The sequence below is a fragment of the Rhizobium sp. AG855 genome (genome assembly GCF_003610655.1).
Lineage (GTDB): Bacteria > Pseudomonadota > Alphaproteobacteria > Rhizobiales > Rhizobiaceae > Allorhizobium > Allorhizobium wuzhouense.
Window position 1 is genome coordinate 151,984 of sequence record NZ_RAQG01000005.1, and the last position, 16,860, is coordinate 168,843.

Sequence of the window (16,860 nt, forward strand, 5' to 3'; positions counted from 1 at the left end):
TGATGCAACAGATCAATAACAAATTTAGACCGATGGTGTCCTACTCTGATCGTGGGAATGAATGAAGGCGGAGCAGCGGGATGAGCATCTTGGCAAAGCCGCGCACGCCCGCTCATTCAGCGAAGCCGAAATTTGGTTGCGATGATGTCAAGCCTTCGCCGATATCGCGCTTTTGCGCAGAGGTGAGGCGATGCACCGTCTGAAGTCCCGAATGTCTGTTATGCCGGCTGGGCGACTTTGATCGGAATGGCCGAGCAGATTGGAGATCTGCGCGTGACCCGCCTTGCTGGCTCGGGGGTGGGCGCCTGACGGGCTCGAATGGTAAAACCACCTCGCGGATGTCAGGCTGATCGTCTGGATGTCGGACGCGGTGTCAATCTGCGTCTTGCCGCAAACGCGTCCGGGCAGCGTCGAGGTTTAGGCTGCTATGGGGAGCATTATGACGAGCGCAGGGCATCGGCCTGTGACGCCGTCAGGGGCCTCGTCTTCTCGCCGCGCAGCATCAGGAAGAGCTTGGCGGTCTCCTCCAGTTCCTCCATGGCATATTGGGCTTCTTTCAACGTCTTGCCCGCAACGACCGGGCCGTGATTGGCCAGGAGCACGGCGTGGCTTTGCGCGGCCCTGTCGCGAACGGCCTCCGCGAGAGCCACGTCGCCAGGCGGAAAGTAGGGTGCAAGCGGAAGTCGACCGACACGCATCACGTAATAGGCGGTGAGCGGCGGCAGAACGTTCTCGGGATCGAGACCATCAAGAATGCTGACAGCCACGGCATGGGTCGAGTGCAGATGGACGACAGCGCCCGAGCTTTCGCGGGCGCAGTACATGCACTGGTGCAGGAAGGCCTCCTTGGTCGGCTTGTCGCCGCCGACATGCACGCCTTCGGCAGAGAACTTCGACAGCCGAGCCGGATCGAGCGATCCCATCGAGGCATTGGTCGGCGTCATCAGCATCTCGCCGCTCGACAGGCGCGCGCTGATATTGCCGGTCGAGCCGAAGGTGAAGCAGCGGTCGAAGAGGGATTTGCCGACTTCGGCGATCTCGTCGCGCAGGCGGGTTTCTTCGGAAAGAACTGATGTCATGACAAGAGGTCCCAGGCCTTGAGGAAGAAATCGGGCGCGCCGAAGTTGCCGGACTTGAGCGCCAGAGCCATCGGCTCTGTCTGCCCGAGGGTCAGCGTCCAGGGCACACCAGGATCGATTTCTGGTCCGATGAACAGTGCAGCGGGCGCCAGCGCACCGACGACAGCACCGGATGTTTCGCCACCGGCGACGATCAGGCGCCGGACCCCGGCAGCCTTGAGGCCGAGCGCCGTCTCGGCCAGGAAATGCTCGATCAGCGAACCGGCTCTCTCACGGCCAAGCGTGGCCTGCGCGGCCTTTACTTCGTCCGGCTCCGCACTCGAGTAGATCAGCGGCGCCCTTGCCGACTGAGCCAACGCCCACGAAAGAGCCTCCTCGACCTGGAAACGCCCCTCGGCAATCGCCATCGGGTCGAGCTTGAGCGTCGGAACCCCTGCCTCGATCGCGGTGCGGATCTGACCACGCGTTGCTTCCGAACAGGACCCGGCAAGGATCATCGACCGGCCGGGCGGTGCCGTGAAGGCGGACTGGTCGCCGGCAGGTCGCAGAAGTCCAGCGCGGCGGAAATTTTCTGGCAGGCCAAGCGCGACGCCCGAGCCACCGGTGATCAAGCTCAGTCCTGCTGCAGCCTCGCCGATCACCCTCAGATCGCCATCGGTCAGCGCATCGACGACCAGGGCTTGCTCGCCCTTGCCACGCGCCGCCGCGAAGGCCTTGGAAACTGCCGATGCCCCCTGGGCGACCGTCTCGCGGGTCACCAATCCCACCTTCAGCTGCGATTGGCCCGCCATCAGGCGAACCAGCGAGCTGTCGGTCATCGGGGTGAGCGGATGATTGCGCATCGGGCTGTCGGACAGCAACTGGTCGCCGACGAAGAGATGGCCCTTGTAGATCGTACGGCCGTTCGCCGGAAAGGCCGGGCAGACGATCGTCAGATCCGTGCCGAGTGTCTTCATCAGCGCCTCGGTCACGGGGCCGATATTGCCGGCCGGACTGGAATCGAAGGTCGAGCAGTATTTGAACAGGATTTGTCGTGCGCCGGCCGACTGCAGGAAGGCGAGCGCCTCAAGCGACATGGCGACGGCTTCAGTGGCCGGGTTGGTGCGCGACTTCAGGGCGACCACGACAGCGTCGGCGTCTGCAAGATCAAGCCCGGCCGGCGGGACGCCGATCGTCTGGATGGTCCGCATGCCCTCCCGCGACAGCATGAGCGCAAGGTCGGTGGCTCCGGTCAGGTCGTCGGCAATGGCGCCCAAAAGCATGGCAGTCTCCGGTAAAGGGGCGCGCGGCGTCAGGCCGTCGCGCCGTCGATGATGGCAAATCCGGTGTCTATGATCTCGGGCACGCTCGGTCGCTCGGCCTGGGACAGAAGTGCTTCGACGGCCGTCTTGCCGATGTTGAAGCGGTTCGAGCGTACGGTTGAGAGCGGTTTCGGCAGGGCCTGGCCGATCTCCAGCCCGTTGAAGCCGAAGAGCGCGAGCCGCTCCGGCACCGGGATCCCGGCGGCCAGGCAATGCATGAAGCCGCCAACCGCCATGTCGTCGTTGGAAAAGATGATCGCATCGGCCATTGCGCCATCGGCCAAGAGCGCAGCCAGCGTATCGCGCCCCGCAATCGTCGAGCTCGGGCCGTCATGAAGCTTCTCGACGGCGAGCGAAAGGCCTGCCTCGGACAGCGCCTCGCATATGCCGTCATAGCGGGCCCGGGCACGCCGGTCGGCCGTCCAGTCGTGACCGACATAGCCGATCCGGCTGTAGCCCCGACGCACAAGATGCTCGGCTGTTGCACGGCCAGCGCGGCGATGGGAAAGGCCCACGGCAAGATCGATCGGCGTATCGTCGATGTCCATCAGTTCGGCGATCCGGATCCGGCTGTTTTCCAGCATCCGGCGCGCAGCGTCTGTGTGTTCGAAGCCGGTTGTGATCAGGGCCGTCGGCTGCCAGGCGAGCAGGGATGAGACGAGTTGCTGCTCCTTGTGGAGGTCGTAGTCGGTCACACCAATCATCGGCTGGAACGGTGTGTCGGCGAGAGCGGCATGAATGCCGCGCAGCACTTCGGGAAAAACGATGTTGGAGAGAGAGGGCAGGATGACGCCAATGATCAGCGAGGCCGAGGAGGCGAGGGAGCCCGCCGCTCGATTGGGCACATATCCCAGCGTATCGATGGCATCGAGCACGCGCTTGCGGGTCTCCTCCGCAATCGATCCCTTGTTGCGGATGACCCGCGACACGGTGTTCTCGCTGACATTCGCCAGCCGAGCCACATGCGTCAGCGTCGGCGTCTCCGGCTGCATCGTTTCCCTCTCCCCACTGCCGCATTGTTCAATTTCGCAACAAGGCGGCACCTGATCATGCAGTTTGCGATGGTGTCACAAACTTTATCTCAGCGCTAACATATTTCGCTTGATCCTGGCTAGAGGATGTGCTTAAAAAATTATGTTAGCGCTGAGATAAGCGCTTTCTGGGAGATTTCACTTCGGGAGGAGTTCACCGTGAGAACCTTTAACAAGGCCGCGCTTGCCGCGTCGGCCGCGATGCTCTGCGCCTTCAGTTTCACTTCGGCCGTCCGTGCCGAGGAGACCTATCGTCCGGAGTGCTTCTCTGCAGCACCCGACAATGCCAAGGTCATCAAGTACGAAAGGCGCGACGGCCCCTACAAGGTCGCCTTCGTCAACGGCTTTGCCGGCAACGACTGGCGCGTCACCGCCATCCAGGGCGCCAAGGCTTGGGCTGCTCGTCCGGAAAACAAGGCAAAGCTGTCAGAATTCACCGTTGTTTCTGTCGGCAATGACAGCGCTGCCCAGATCGCCGCGATCGACAACTTCATCGCCGCCGGCTACGACGCGATCAGCTTCATCGCCGTCAATCCGACCGCATTTTCGTCCGTCATCAAGCGCGCTGAACAGGCTGGCACCGTGCTCGTGCCCTTCGACAACGTGCTCGACACCGATGCCATCGTGCAGGTGAACGAAAACCAGTTCGAGCTCGGCGCGATGAAGGCGGAAGCTGTCGTGCGCGAAATCGAAAAGGCCAAGGGCAAGGTCGAAGGCAGCGTGCTGGAGGTCTCCGGCCTGCCGGGCAATGCGACCGATCGTGACAACCATCTCGGCATGCGTTCCGTGCTCGACAAGCATCCGGGCCTCAAGGTCGTCCAGGTGGTCGGCAATTGGGACGCCGGCACCGTGCAGAAGGTGACTGCAGACGCCATCGCCACCAACGGCAACTTTGACGGCGTCATGGTTCAGGAAGGCACGATTGGTGCACTGAACGCCATGAAGAATGCCGGTCATCCGGTTGTTCCGATCGGTGGCGATGCCGGCAATGGTGCCCGCAAGCTGATCGCCGAAGGCAAGTATCCGGGCGTGACTGCAGCCCAGGCGCCGGTCATGTCCGCCGTCGCACTCGAAGCCGCCGTCTCGCTGCTCGAAGGCAATGCCCTGCCGCAGAAGGTCTTCCTGCCGATCCCGAACAAGGACAATTCGGAACTGAAGGAAGGTACCGACTACTTCCCGAACCTGCCGGACACGTTCTACACGACGACAGGCTACGCGAACTGCTTCCCGGTCTTCACACCGGAAGAACTGCTCGGCCAGACCCCCGATAACACCTGATCCTCCCAGTCAGACGGCGGTGCCTGATACCTCATAGGGCGCCGCCGCCCGACCCCTACCAGGACATGCCAGAATGACGACAGCTCCACTGATCGAGCTATCGGGGATTTCCAAATCCTATGGGCCGATCCAGGCCCTGAAGACGATCGATTTCTCCGCCCGGCCGGGCTCCGTGCACGCCATTCTTGGCGAAAACGGCGCCGGCAAATCGACCCTGATGAAACTGCTTTCCGGGGCCATCCAGCCGACGACGGGCGAGATCCGCCTCGAAGGCCGCTCCATCCGGTTTTCCGGAACGCGCCAGGCCTCGGCCGCCGGTATCGTCTGCATGTTCCAGGAGTTGTCGCTGCTGCCGACACTCTCCGTCGGCGACAACATCACGCTTGCCCGCCCGCAGACGCGGCTCGGCTTCATGCTGGCCAGGGCTTATGAAGAAGCACGCGCGGCGCTCGACCTCATTGGTGCCGAGAGCATTTCCCTCGATACGCCGGTTGAAGAACTGTCGCTCGCCGATCGGCAGCGGGTGGAGATCGCCAAGGCGCTCTATCAGAAGCCACGGCTTCTCATCCTTGACGAGGCGACATCTGCACTCGGCGCCTCAGCCGTCGAAAAGGTGTTCACGGTTATTCGCAAGCTGCGCGACGAGGGGTGTTGCATCCTCTTCATTTCCCATCGGTTTCACGAGGTCGAGGCACTCGCCGACACGATCTCGGTCTTCCGTGCCGGGCAGCATGTCCGCACGTTCCCGGCTGGCAGCCTGGACAACCAGAGTATCGTTTCACTGATGATCGGTGAGACCATGGATCGCCTCTTCCCACCGCCACGCCCGGCGGTGTCGGCAAGTCTTGCTCCGCTTCTCTCCGTCAAGGACTTGTCCTTCGCCGGAGAATTGTTCGATGTCAGCTTCACCGTAAGGCCCGGTGAGATCTATGGTCTCGGCGGCCTGGAAGGGCAGGGCCAGCAGCGTGTTCTCGAAGCGATCTTCGGCACGCTGTCGGGCGTCGGTGGCTCGATCGAACTTGCTGGAAAGCCCTACGAGCACCGCTCGCCGCATCGGTCGAAGTCGCCGGATATCGGCATCGCGCTGGTACCCGAGGACCGCAAGACAGAAGGCATGATTCAGCCGCTGTCGATATCCGACAACATGCGGCTTGCCGGCATCGGACTTCACGCAGACGGCGAAGCGCTGGACGCCCGCTGCCTCGCCCTTCTTGAGCGGCTTGAGTTGACCTATGGCCAGCTCTCCGATCCCGTCATGTCGCTGTCGGGTGGCAACCAGCAGAAGGTGCTGCTTGCCAAATGGCTGGCGCTTGGCCCACGCTGCCTGCTGCTGCTCGATCCGACCCGCGGCATCGACGTCAAGACCAAGGCACAGATCTACCGCCTGCTCACCGACCTTGCCGGACAGGGCATCGCCATCGTCATGCAATCGACGGACTATGAGGAGCTTGTGCATCTCTGCGACCGGGTCGCGGTCTTCTATCGCGGCCGGATTGCCCGCGAACTGAGCGCAGACACGCTGACGCCTGAAAACCTGATTTCAGCGGCCATGGGCCTCAGCACTGCCACACCCGCGCCGGAGACCGTGTCATGACCGCGCTCTACATCCGACGCAACCTGCGCGTCATTATCCCGACCATCGCCTTCATCGCACTTTTTGTGCTCTACATCGCCACCCATCCGCGCGGTCTTTCCACCTATGTGCTGACGATCTGGTCCAACCAGTCTGCGCTCCTGGTCTTTGCCGCCTTCGCCCAGTTCTTCGTGGTTCTGGTCCGCGGCATCGATCTCTCGGTCGGTGCGGTGGTGGCACTCACCAACGTCACGGCTTCCTTCGTACTGGCCGGCGAAGGTGGATCGCTTGTCTTCGGCATGGCTGCCGTGCTCCTGGTCGGCATGGCCTGCGGGCTCTTCACCGGGCTGTTTGTCTGTTTCGGCAACGTGCCGCCGATCGTTGCAACGCTGGCCACAGGGGCCATCTATTCCGGCATCGCGCTTTATCTGCGGCCCACGCCAGGCGGCGGTGTGAATTCGGAACTCTCCGATGCCTTCACCTATGCAATCGGTCCGGTTCCCACCTCGCTTCTGCTGATCATCGCCACGGTGCTGATCATCACCATCGTGCTGCGAAAGACGAGTTTCGGCATGGCGTTGAAGGCGCTCGGGGCAAATGAACACTCCGCCCAGTTGACCGGCATCAACACGACGTCGATGCGCATCTCGGCCCACGTGCTCGGAGGTCTTATGGCCGGAATGGCCGGCCTTTATGTCTCGATGGTCACCATGACAGGGGATGCCGGCATCGGCCCGACCTATACGCTGAATTCGATCGCAGCGATCGTGCTTGGCGGCGTTTCGCTTGCCGGAGGCATCGGCACGGCAATCGGCGTCGCGGTCGGTGCCATGCTTCTGAAGACCGTCGCTTCGCTGATGTTCTTCTCCGGCCTTCCTCCTCTCGCCCAGCCTTTCTTCGAGGGGCTGATCCTTGCGCTCGCGATCGCCTTCGGTTCCATCGGCGTGCTGCGCGTTCGCAACAAACTGAAGTTGTTCGCCCAATGACCGACCGCGCGCTTTCAAGGCCATCCAGGCCGAGCCTACCCGTCGATCCGGCTGTCCTCGTCGTCGCAATCGGCTGCGGTCTTTTGCTCGCCGTAGGCGGGATCATCCTGCCGGCATTTTTGACCGCAGGTTACCTGCTGCAGCAATTGCAGATCGCCTCCTTCCTCGGCATCATCGCCGCCGGCGCTACGCTTGTGATCCTGCTCGGGCATATCGACCTCTCGGTGCCGGCAGCGATTACCTCGATCGCCATCGTGACAACGACGATTGCCGGCTCGCAGGACCCTGCACTGGCCACGCTGGCCATCCCCATCGGCCTCCTCACCGGTGCCCTGATTGGCCTGATCAACGGCATTGGCGTTGCCTTCCTGCGATTGCCGTCAATGGTCTGGACACTGGCGATGAACTCGATGTTGATCGGCTCCGTGGTCTTCTTTACCGGTGGCTTCAAGCCGCGCGGACTTGCCCCTCCGCTCTCCATCACCTTGTCGCTGGAGCGCAGTTTTGGCATCCCCAACGCCTTTCTGTTCTGGCTGGCGGTCATGGTGGCCATGGCTTATCTCCTGCACCGGACCGTCTACGGCAAGTATCTGATTGCCATGGGTAATTCGGAAAAGGCCGTCTACCTCTCCGGTATCCGCGTGCGGCTTGTCACCACGCTCACCTTCGTGGTCGCCGGCGTCTTTACCGCGATCGGCGCGATCCTGCTCGCCGGTTATGCCAACCAGGCCTATCAGGGCATGGGCGACCCCTATATGCTCCCAGTGATTACCGCCGTGGTCATCGGGGGCACGTCGATCATGGGCGGGCAGGGTGGTTATGGTGGCACGATCGTCGGTGCCATCTTCATCACCTTGCTGTCCTCGATCCTCTCGGTGCTGCAGATGCCTGAAGCCTTTCGGCAGATCGTCTTCGGTGCCATCATTCTGGCCATGCTTTTGATCCGTGGCTACAAAAGGAGCTTTCGCTGATGTCTCATCATTCGTCCGTCGCCGTGGTCGGCCTCGGTTCCATGGGCCTCGGCATGGCCCGCTCATTGCTGCGGGCCGGACATGCCGTGCGGGGATATGACATCAGTGCCGACGCCCTGAAAGCGCTTGAGGCGGCCGGCGGCAGTGCGTCCAGCAATCCCGGTGATGCTGCCATCCGCGCCGATGTCGCCGTCATCGTGGTGGTGAACGCTGCGCAGACGGAAACGGTGCTCTTCGGCGAAAACGGCGTGGTCGCCGCCATGAAACCGGGTGGCGTCGTGATCGCCTGCGCAACGATCTCGCCGGCAGAAGCGAAGCGCTTTGCCGCCCGCGTCGAGGAAGCCGGCCTGCTCTATGTGGACGGCCCGATCAGCGGCGGCTCGAAAAAGGCCGAAGCCGGACAGTTGACCTTCATGGCCTCAGGCTCGTCTGACGCTTTCGCTGCCGCCCGTTCGGCGCTCGATGCCATGGCCGGTACGGTCTACGAACTCGGTGACCAGCCGGGCATCGGCTCCTCCTTCAAGATCGTCAACCAGCTGCTGGCCGGCGTGCACATCGCCGCCGCCTGCGAGGCGATCACCTTCGCCAAGAGCATGGATCTCGATATTTCCCGCGTCTTCGACGTCATCACCAAATCTGCCGGCAACAGCTGGATGTTCGAAAACCGCATCCCGCATGTGCTGGAAGGAGACTACACGCCGCACAGCGCGGTCGCGATCTTCACGAAGGATCTTGGCATCGTCTCGGATATCGGCCGCCAGTCGAAATTTCCTCTGCCGATCGCCAGTGCAGCGCTTCAGCTCTTCATCATGACCGAAGCCGCCGGCATGGGGCGCGACGACGACAGCTCGGTCGCCCGCCTGCTGGCGAAAGTCGCTGGCCTCAAACTGCCGGGCATGGAGGACGAGGACTGACATGCCGAAATTCGCCGCCAACCTGTCGATGATGTTCAATGAGGTACCCTTCCTCGATCGTTTCGCGGCCGCAGCGGAGAGCGGCTTCAAGGCGGTGGAATATCTCTTTCCTTATGACCATCCGGCCGAGATCGTCGCCGAGCGGCTGCAAGCAGCTGGCCTTGCCCAGGCGCTGTTCAACATGCCGCCCGGAGACTGGGCGGCAGGCGAGCGCGGCATGGCAGCGCTGCCGGGACGCGAAGCCGATTTCGCATCCGCGCTGGATACGGCCATCGCCTATGCGAAGGTGATCGGCACGCCGCTCCTGCATATGATGGCCGGTCTGGCGCCGGCGACGGATCCGCAAGCCATCGCCACCTATCGGGACAACCTGCAGCGTGCTGCTGACCGCACGGGCGAAGCCGGTATCGGGCTCGTCATCGAGCCGATCAACGGCCGCGACATGCCGGGCTACTTCCTCAACGATTTCAACCGCGCCCTGGACTTCATCGCCGAGGTCGACGCACCGCATGTGAAACTGCAGTTCGACGTGTACCACCGGCAGATCCTGCATGGCGACGTGATCATGTCGCTCCGGCAGATGGCGCCGATCATCGGTCATATCCAGATCGCCTCGGTGCCCGATCGCCACGAACCGCTCACCGGTGAACTCGACGACCGCAGGATCTTCGCGGAGATCGATGCGATCGGCTACCAGGGTTATGTGGGCTGCGAATATCGCCCGGCCGCCGGCACCCGCGAGGGGCTGGGCTGGATGTCAAAAGTTTGATCGCATCAGGGGAGCTTGGGCTGCATGCGTTACACGGATTCGTTTGAGATCATTGACCCGGCCTTCAAATCGCTGATCCTGCCGAATGTGCATGTCGACCTGCTCTATACCGGCGGACGCTGGCTGGAGGGGCCGGTCTATGTGCCGGCGGCACGGCATCTGCTCATCTCGGACATCCCGAACAATCGGGTGCTGCGATACGACGAGGTCAACGACACTGTCGCGACTTTCGAAGCCCCATCCAACTTTGCCAATGGCCATACACTCGACCGCGAAGGGAGAGTGATATCCTGCGAGCATCTTGAGCGCCGGGTCACCCGCCGTGAACACGAAGGCAGCCTGACGGTGCTTGCTGACAGCTTTGGTGGCAAAAGGTTGAACTCGCCTAACGACGTCATTGCGGACAGCAACGGCACTGTCTGGTTCACGGATCCGACCTACGGCATCTCCACGCCTTACGAAGGATCGCGTGCAGAAAGCGAAATCGGAAGCCGCAATGTCTACCGGCTCAAAGTTGACGGGCGGATGGATGCTGTGGTGACCGATCTGCAGCAACCCAATGGACTTGCCCTCTCGCGTGACGAACAAACCCTCTTTGTGGTCGACAGCGGCGTCCAGCCGGCTCGGCTCATGGCTTATCGCCTTGATCCGGCAGGCAATCTTCATGAGGGTCGCATTTTCAGCGAATGCACGGATGGCATGTATGACGGCCTCCGCATCGATCAGGCAGGGCACATCTGGACCAGTGCGGGGGATGGTGTGCATTGCCTCGATCATGATGGCCGGCTGATCGGTAAAATCCTGATCCCGGAAACCGTCAGCAATGTCTGTTTTGGCGGACCGGAGCACAACCGCCTGTTCATCACCGCAACGCGCTCTCTCTTTGCCGTCTATCTCAACGTGACGGGATGACATCCCAGGCGTCTTTCACCTGTCACGGCGATATTTGCGGCTTCACTCCTGCTCGGCCATGCGATAGCCCACGCCAGGTTCCGTTCGCACGATCCGTGGCTGCGTCGGATCGCGCTCGATCTTCTGGCGGAGTTGACCAATGAAAACGCGCAGGTAGTGCAGGTCGTCGCCGTGTGCGGGACCCCATACGGTCGTCAATAGGGTGCGGTGGGTCACCACCCGACCGGCATGCCGGGCAAGAAGAAGCAGAAGGTCGTATTCCTTCGGCGTCAGATGCACGGTCTCGCCGTCTCGCGAGACAAGCCGTTTGATCGGGTCGACTGTGAGGCCATCGATTTCCGTGACGACGGGTATCGCGTCACGACGCCCGCGATGGCGCAATGCGGTGCGGATGCGAGCCGTCAGCTCTCCAATGCCGAAGGGTTTTTCGACGTAGTCGTCGGCCCCGAGATCCAGAGCTGCAATCTTCTCGCTCTCCCGGTCGCGCGCCGAAAGAATGACGATCGGAATGTCTGACCAGGCTCTCAGGCTCGCGATGACGTCCTTGCCGTCCATATCGGGCAAGCCGAGATCGAGGATGACGAGGTCCGGTGCCTGCGTCGAGACCGCTTTCAAGGCCTCGGCACCCGTACCCGCCTCAACCACCTCGTAACCCGCCGCAGTCAGCGATGGTTTCAGGAAGCGCTGAATCTGCGGCTCATCATCGACGACCAGGATTCGAGACTGGTTCATCTGATCTCGCCTCTTGCTTCGCTTCCTGGGAACCGCATAACGATACGCGTGCCTTTCTTCTTCAGAGCCGGGCTCTCCGCATGGATTCGGCCACCCATGGCTTCGACGAAGCCACGGGCGATGGAAAGCCCAAGCCCGGTGCCGGGTGCGCGTCCATCCGGTTTTCCTCTGCGGTAGAATTTTTCGAAGATCCGGTCCAGATCTTCAGGCGGAATGCCCTTGCCGAGATCGGTAACAGAGATCAGCACGTCGCCGCCATCGCGACGGGCATAGACGTTGACTGGTTCGTCGCCACCGTATTTCACCGCATTGTCCAGAAGATTGAAGAGGACCTGACCGATCAGCACGCTGTCACCGCGGATGAGAGGCAGATCCGCCGCGATTCCGGTCTCGATACCCCGTCCGGGTGCATGCTTGCGGGTCCGTTCGACGGCGGACTGCACCACGTCGGCAATGTCAACCCAATCCTGTTTCGGCTTCAATGTGCCCGCCTCGATCCGGGTCATGTCGAGCAGGTTTGCAACGAAGCGGCTCATTCGACCGCTTTCCTCTTCGATCGACTGAAGCAGGTCATCCCGGTTTTCAGGCGTCATGCGTTCGCCGAGTTGGCGAAGTCCGGTGACGGCCCCGGTGATCGTCGCAAGCGGCGTGCGAAGGTCGTGCGAGATCGAGGACAGCAGCGCTTCGCGATAACGTTCGCCTTCCAACCTTGCCGCCTGCTCGACGGTTTCGTCCGCAAGCCGGGCCCGGTCGAGCGCGATGGCCGTCTGGTCAAGGATTGCGGTCAAGGAGCGCTCGGCATTCAGGTCCAGCCTCTCGCCGGCGTGTTCGATGCCGCAGACACCGACAATGCCGTGTGGTCCGAGCAGCGGCCGGAATTCAAAGCGGCTGTTGGGCAGGGTGCCGGTGCCATGACCTGCTGCCTCGCGCTTGTCGTGGGCCCAGCGGGCCGCCGTCACGTCGGTTACATCGAGCTCGGTGTCAGGTGGCCAGGCGGCGGCGACGGCCAGATCGCCCTTGCGTGGCACCAGCAGCACTACCTTGCGCTTCAGGCTCGCCTGCAGCTGCGAGACGGCAAGCCAGATTGCGTCCTCGCCCTTGGCCGTGCTCGCCAGTTTTCGAGAGAAATCAAAGAGCGACTGCAGCGCCGTTGCTCTGACCCGCGCGATCTCCGCCTGCTCGCGGATGCGAGAGGCAAATCCACCGGCGATCATCGCGACCGCAAAGAAGATGAAGAGCGCGAAAACCTCGTGGGGAGCGGCGATCGTGAAAGTGTGGATGGGATCGATGAAGAAGAAGTTGTAGGCGAGCGCAGAGAGGGCGGCGGCGAGGAAGGCAGCGACATAGCCTCCGGTCACCGACGCGCCGAGCACGGCGAGCAGGAAGAGGAGCGAGATGTTCGGCAGATCGACGAAATAGTCTATGCCCATGCCGATCAGCGTCGTCAGGATCACGAAGCCAATCGCCGACTGTGCAGCCTGCGTGAGCGCTGTCGTCTTGGGCAACCGGAACGGCAGCCGCCGTGCTTCCGCCGGTGTGCCGCCTTCCGGGGTAACGATATGGACGCCAAGGCCAGAGGCCTTGCGCGCCAAGGAATCCGGAAGCGACCGGGTGACGAGCTTCTGCCAACGGCTGCGCTTGCGCGTGCCGATCACGATCTGGGTGGCATGTTCGCGCCGGGCGAGCTTCAGGATCTCTTCAACAAAATCATTGCCAATGACGCGGCGCGTTTCAGCCCCCAACTGTTCCGACAGCCGAAAGAGGGTCTCAATCCGCTGCAGGCGTTCCGGCGTTTCAACTTCCCGGTCGGCCCGCTCGATGGAAACAACCAGCCAGGGCGCATTCAGCCCCGAAGCAAGCCGGCTCGCGACACGTACGACCTTCTCCGACAGCGAGTCCGAGCCCACACACACGATGAGGCGTTCGCCGGTCGCCCAGGGGCCGTCGATCGCATTCTGCTTGAGATAATCGACCATCTGGTCGTCGACGCGGTCGGCGGTGCGGCGGAGCGCCAGCTCACGCAGCGCTGTCAGGTTGCCGAGGCGGAAGAAACGGTCGACGGCGCGGTTGGCGCTTTCGGGCAGGTAGACCTTGCCCTCCTTCAGCCGCTCGATCAATTCGGACGGCGCAAGATCGACCAACAGGACTTCGTCAGCCCGCTTAAGCACGATATCTGGTACACGTTCCCGTACGGTCACGCCGGTGATCTGGGCGACGAGGTCGGCCAGGCTTTCGAGATGCTGGATGTTGAGTGCGGTCCAGACATCGATCCCGGCTGATATCAGTTCCTCAATGTCATGGTAACGTTTCGGGTGGCGGCTGTCTTCCGGATTGGTGTGGGCAAGTTCATCGACGATGACGATGCGCGGGCGGCGTTCGAGCGCAGCATCGAGATCGAACTCCTCCAGCATCCGGCCGCGATGGGCAACCCTGCGACGGGGCAGGATCTCGAGCCCATCGAGGAGTGCTGCCGTCTCGCTGCGGCCATGGGTCTCCACCAACCCGACGACCACGTCTACACCGTCTGTCTTCAGGCGTTTTGCCCGTGACAGCATCGCATAGGTCTTGCCGACGCCGGGAGCGGCCCCCAGAAAAACGGTCAGCTTGCCCCGGCGGTCCTTATCCGCCAGGGCAAGCAGGGCATCGGGATCGGGACGCCTGGCGTCCCTGCGGTCGTCATCCGCCATTTAGGTCTCACATATCAAAGGGCATCAAGAGCCAGGTTCAGCCCTAGCACATTGACTCTTGCTTCGCCGATAACGCCGAAGTCGGGATTTTCGACATGTTGCAAAACGAGTGCTGCGACCGCCGTGGGTTCAAGGCCCCGTGCCGTGGCGACGCGCGCCACCTGGGCTTCGGCGAAGGCCGGCGAGACATGCGGGTCGAGACCGGAGCCCGAGGTGGTGACGGCATCGCCCGGCAGCGGCTGCGCGATGCCGGTTCCTGTCAGCCGCGCGACATCGGCCGTGACACGATCCTTCAGCTTGACCGAGGTCGTGCCGAGGTTGGAGCCCGAGGAGGCCGCGGCGTTGTACGGATCTGGGCCCGTCGCCGAGGGGCGCGGCCAGAAATAGCGGTCTGACGTGAAGGCCTGACCGATCAGGCTTGAGCCGATGACCTTGCCGTCGCGTTCGATCAGGCTGCCATTGGCATTGGCCGGCATCACCGCCTGGGCAATGCCGTTGATCGCGAGCGGATAGGCGAGCCCGGTGAGAGCGGTCATGGCGACAACGAGGGTGAGTGCAGGTCTGATATGGTTGAGCATGATTACACCAGATGAAGAGCGCTGACGGCGATGTCGATGACCTTGATCCCGGCGAAGGGAAGGATCAGGCCGCCGACGCCGTAGACCAGCAGGTTGCGGCGCAGGAGTGCTGCTGCACCGGACGGACGGTAAGCCACGCCTTTCAATGCCAGCGGGATCAGGGCCACGATGATCAGCGCGTTGAAGATCACGGCAGACAGGATGGCCGATTGCGGTGATGTCAGCCCCATGATGTTGAGGGCTTCGAGCGCCGGATAGGTGGCCACGAACAAGGCCGGGATGATGGCGAAGTATTTGGCCACGTCATTGGCGATCGAAAACGTCGTCAGCGAGCCGCGCGTCATCAGGAGCTGCTTGCCGATTTCGACGATCTCGATGAGCTTGGTCGGGCTGGAATCGAGGTCCACCATATTGGCAGCCTCGCGGGCGGCCTGGGTGCCGGTCTGCATGGCAACACCGACATCGGCCTGGGCGAGCGCCGGGGCGTCGTTGGTGCCGTCACCGCACATGGCGATCAGGCGGCCACCCTGCTGCTCGCGGCGGATATAGGCGAGCTTGTCCTCGGGGGTCGCCTGGGCGAGGAAATCATCGACGCCGGCTTCCGAGGCAATGGCGGCTGCCGTCACCGGGTTGTCGCCTGTCACCATGACCGTGCGAATGCCCATGGCGCGCAGGGCCGCGAAACGTTCCTTGATGCCGGGTTTGACGACATCCTTGAGGTGGATGACGCCGAGCAGGCGGTCACCATCGGCAACACCGAGCGGTGTGCCGCCGGTGCGCGCGACCTGATCGACGGCACGGCGGAATTCGGCCGGCGCATCCTGATCCGTGAGGCCGGCGAACTTCAGCACCGCATCGACGGCACCCTTGCGCAGGCGGCGCTGACCGATATCGACGCCGGAGAGACGGGTTTCGGCGGTGAAGCCGATCACGGCATCGAACTCGGCCTTCGGCATGGGCACGCCGAACTCGCCGGTGGCGAGCGCCACGACCGAGCGGCCCTCCGGCGTTTCGTCGGACAGCGAGGCGATGAGCGCAGCTTCCGCCAGTTCCGTGGCTGTGACACCAGGGGCAGCGAGAAAGTCGCTGGCCATTCGGTTGCCGAAGGTGATCGTGCCCGTCTTGTCGAGGAGCAGCGTGTCGACGTCGCCTGCGGCCTCGACCGCACGGCCGGAGGTGGCGATCACGTTGAAACGCACCAGACGGTCCATGCCGGCGATGCCGATGGCCGAGAGCAGACCGCCGATCGTGGTCGGGATCAGTGTGACGAGAAGGGCGGCCAGCACCGTGACCGAGAGTACCGTGCCGGAATAGCCGGCGAGGCCCCAGATCGCGACGCAGACGAAGAGGAAGATCAGCGTCAGGCCCGAGAGCAGGATCGACAGGGCGATCTCGTTCGGCGTTTTCTGACGCTGGGCGCCTTCGATCAACGCGATCATGCGGTCGACAAAGGAGGAGCCCGGCTGGACTGTGATCTTGATCTTGATCTCGTCCGAGAGCACCTGCGTGCCACCGGTGACGGCCGAACGGTCACCGCCGGATTCGCGGATGACGGGGGCGGATTCGCCGGTGATGGCGCTTTCGTTGACCGAGGCGACACCTTCGATCACTTCGCCATCGCCGGGGATGAGTTCACCGGCCGCGACCAGCACGATGTCGCCGACCTTGAGGCTGGAGGCCGGGATCATCTCCGTCTGGCCGCTGGCACCGAGCCGACGGGCGACGAGTTCGGACTTGGTCTTCTTCAGGCTGTCGGCCTGGGCGCGGCCCCGGCCCTCCGCCACGGCTTCAGCGAAGGTGGCGAAGAGCACGGTGAACCAGAGCCAGGCGGCGATCTGGCCGGAGAAGCCTGCCTCGCCGGGATTGCCAGTGAGGTCGCGGATGAAAAGGATCGTCACGACAACGGCGACGATCTCGGTCACGAAGATGACCGGGTTGCGCAACAGCTTGCGCGGATCGAGCTTGACGACGGCATCGCGCATCGCCGGAAACAGGATCGACGGGTCGAGAAGACCGGGAGCCTTGTGGTCTTTTGACATGATGGGTCCT

The 16,860-nt window shown here is 62.8% G+C and carries 14 protein-coding genes; 7 read left to right on the forward strand and 7 right to left on the reverse strand.

Annotated elements, in window-relative coordinates; translation table 11 throughout:
* Positions 1–437: 437 nt before the first annotated feature.
* The 3 genes from otnC to DFO46_RS19970 are packed head-to-tail and all read right to left on the reverse strand — an operon-like array spanning position 438 to position 3,372.
* Complete coding sequence (gene otnC, locus DFO46_RS19960) at positions 438–1,079, reverse strand: 3-oxo-tetronate 4-phosphate decarboxylase (RefSeq protein WP_120278769.1); 642 nt, start codon at positions 1,077–1,079, stop codon at positions 438–440.
* Positions 1,076–2,341, reverse strand: a complete 1,266-nt coding sequence (gene otnK, locus DFO46_RS19965) for a 3-oxo-tetronate kinase (protein WP_120278770.1) — start codon at positions 2,339–2,341, stop codon at positions 1,076–1,078. The genes otnC and otnK overlap by 4 nt, the downstream gene beginning before the upstream one ends.
* Positions 2,342–2,370: 29 nt before the next feature.
* Positions 2,371–3,372, reverse strand: a complete 1,002-nt coding sequence (locus tag DFO46_RS19970; RefSeq protein ID WP_120278771.1) for a LacI family DNA-binding transcriptional regulator — start codon at positions 3,370–3,372, stop codon at positions 2,371–2,373.
* Between the two features lie 198 nt (positions 3,373–3,570).
* Here DFO46_RS19970 and DFO46_RS19975 point away from each other — a divergent pair, with 198 nt between their 5' ends.
* The 7 genes from DFO46_RS19975 to DFO46_RS20005 all read left to right on the forward strand — a co-directional run bounded on the left by DFO46_RS19975 (position 3,571) and on the right by DFO46_RS20005 (position 10,814).
* Entirely contained in the window at positions 3,571–4,689 is a 1,119-nt protein-coding gene (locus tag DFO46_RS19975; RefSeq protein ID WP_183041970.1) for a sugar ABC transporter substrate-binding protein, read from the forward strand.
* A gap of 73 nt (positions 4,690–4,762) precedes the next feature.
* A complete protein-coding gene (locus tag DFO46_RS19980) occupies positions 4,763–6,283 on the forward strand; it encodes a sugar ABC transporter ATP-binding protein (protein WP_120278773.1) in 1,521 nt (506 codons plus the stop codon).
* A complete protein-coding gene (locus DFO46_RS19985; RefSeq protein ID WP_120278774.1) occupies positions 6,280–7,248 on the forward strand; it encodes an ABC transporter permease in 969 nt (322 codons plus the stop codon). Before DFO46_RS19980 ends, DFO46_RS19985 begins: the two co-directional genes overlap by 4 nt.
* Positions 7,245–8,219, forward strand: coding sequence for an ABC transporter permease (locus DFO46_RS19990; RefSeq protein ID WP_120278775.1), 975 nt, complete (start codon positions 7,245–7,247; stop codon positions 8,217–8,219). Before DFO46_RS19985 ends, DFO46_RS19990 begins: the two co-directional genes overlap by 4 nt.
* The gene (ltnD, locus tag DFO46_RS19995; RefSeq protein ID WP_120278776.1) at positions 8,219–9,133 is read left to right on the forward strand and encodes an L-threonate dehydrogenase; all 915 of its coding nucleotides are present in this window, start codon (positions 8,219–8,221) and stop codon (positions 9,131–9,133) included. The genes DFO46_RS19990 and ltnD overlap by 1 nt, the downstream gene beginning before the upstream one ends.
* Before the next feature lies 1 nt (position 9,134).
* Positions 9,135–9,902, forward strand: coding sequence for a 2-oxo-tetronate isomerase (gene otnI, locus DFO46_RS20000; RefSeq protein ID WP_120278777.1), 768 nt, complete (start codon positions 9,135–9,137; stop codon positions 9,900–9,902).
* Between the two features lie 24 nt (positions 9,903–9,926).
* The gene (locus tag DFO46_RS20005) at positions 9,927–10,814 is read left to right on the forward strand and encodes an SMP-30/gluconolactonase/LRE family protein (RefSeq protein ID WP_120278778.1); all 888 of its coding nucleotides are present in this window, start codon (positions 9,927–9,929) and stop codon (positions 10,812–10,814) included.
* 42 nt (positions 10,815–10,856) lie between these two features.
* Here the strand turns inward: DFO46_RS20005 and DFO46_RS20010 are convergent, their stop codons facing one another.
* Genes DFO46_RS20010 through kdpB form a run of 4 tightly spaced genes read right to left on the reverse strand, consistent with a single transcriptional unit; the run spans position 10,857 to position 16,850 of the window.
* A complete protein-coding gene (locus DFO46_RS20010) occupies positions 10,857–11,546 on the reverse strand; it encodes a response regulator (RefSeq protein WP_110792710.1) in 690 nt (229 codons plus the stop codon).
* Positions 11,543–14,233: a sensor histidine kinase KdpD gene (locus DFO46_RS20015; protein WP_120278779.1), complete on the reverse strand. Its 2,691-nt coding sequence runs from the start codon at positions 14,231–14,233 to the stop codon at positions 11,543–11,545. The genes DFO46_RS20010 and DFO46_RS20015 overlap by 4 nt, the downstream gene beginning before the upstream one ends.
* Before the next feature lie 14 nt (positions 14,234–14,247).
* Entirely contained in the window at positions 14,248–14,811 is a 564-nt protein-coding gene (kdpC, locus tag DFO46_RS20020; protein WP_120278780.1) for a potassium-transporting ATPase subunit KdpC, read from the reverse strand.
* 2 nt (positions 14,812–14,813) lie between these two features.
* Positions 14,814–16,850 (reverse strand): potassium-transporting ATPase subunit KdpB, encoded by a 2,037-nt coding sequence (gene kdpB / locus DFO46_RS20025; protein WP_120278781.1) that lies wholly within the window; start codon positions 16,848–16,850, stop codon positions 14,814–14,816.
* Positions 16,851–16,860: the final 10 nt, after the last annotated feature.

Bases quoted from the DNA above. Each gene is read 5' to 3' on its own strand.
- DFO46_RS19980 (WP_120278773.1), top strand. From the start codon at position 4,763: ATGACGACAGCTCCACTGATCGAGCTATCGGGGATTTCCAAATCCTAT.
- otnC (WP_120278769.1), bottom strand. From the start codon at position 1,079: ATGACATCAGTTCTTTCCGAAGAAACCCGCCTGCGCGACGAGATCGCC.
- otnI (WP_120278777.1), top strand. From the start codon at position 9,135: ATGCCGAAATTCGCCGCCAACCTGTCGATGATGTTCAATGAGGTACCC.
- kdpB (WP_120278781.1), bottom strand. From the start codon at position 16,850: ATGTCAAAAGACCACAAGGCTCCCGGTCTTCTCGACCCGTCGATCCTG.
- DFO46_RS20010 (WP_110792710.1), bottom strand. From the start codon at position 11,546: ATGAACCAGTCTCGAATCCTGGTCGTCGATGATGAGCCGCAGATTCAG.
- DFO46_RS19970 (WP_120278771.1), bottom strand. From the start codon at position 3,372: ATGCAGCCGGAGACGCCGACGCTGACGCATGTGGCTCGGCTGGCGAAT.
- otnK (WP_120278770.1), bottom strand. From the start codon at position 2,341: ATGCTTTTGGGCGCCATTGCCGACGACCTGACCGGAGCCACCGACCTT.
- DFO46_RS20015 (WP_120278779.1), bottom strand. From the start codon at position 14,233: ATGGCGGATGACGACCGCAGGGACGCCAGGCGTCCCGATCCCGATGCC.
- DFO46_RS20005 (WP_120278778.1), top strand. From the start codon at position 9,927: ATGCGTTACACGGATTCGTTTGAGATCATTGACCCGGCCTTCAAATCG.
- DFO46_RS19990 (WP_120278775.1), top strand. From the start codon at position 7,245: ATGACCGACCGCGCGCTTTCAAGGCCATCCAGGCCGAGCCTACCCGTC.
- ltnD (WP_120278776.1), top strand. From the start codon at position 8,219: ATGTCTCATCATTCGTCCGTCGCCGTGGTCGGCCTCGGTTCCATGGGC.
- kdpC (WP_120278780.1), bottom strand. From the start codon at position 14,811: ATGCTCAACCATATCAGACCTGCACTCACCCTCGTTGTCGCCATGACC.
- DFO46_RS19985 (WP_120278774.1), top strand. From the start codon at position 6,280: ATGACCGCGCTCTACATCCGACGCAACCTGCGCGTCATTATCCCGACC.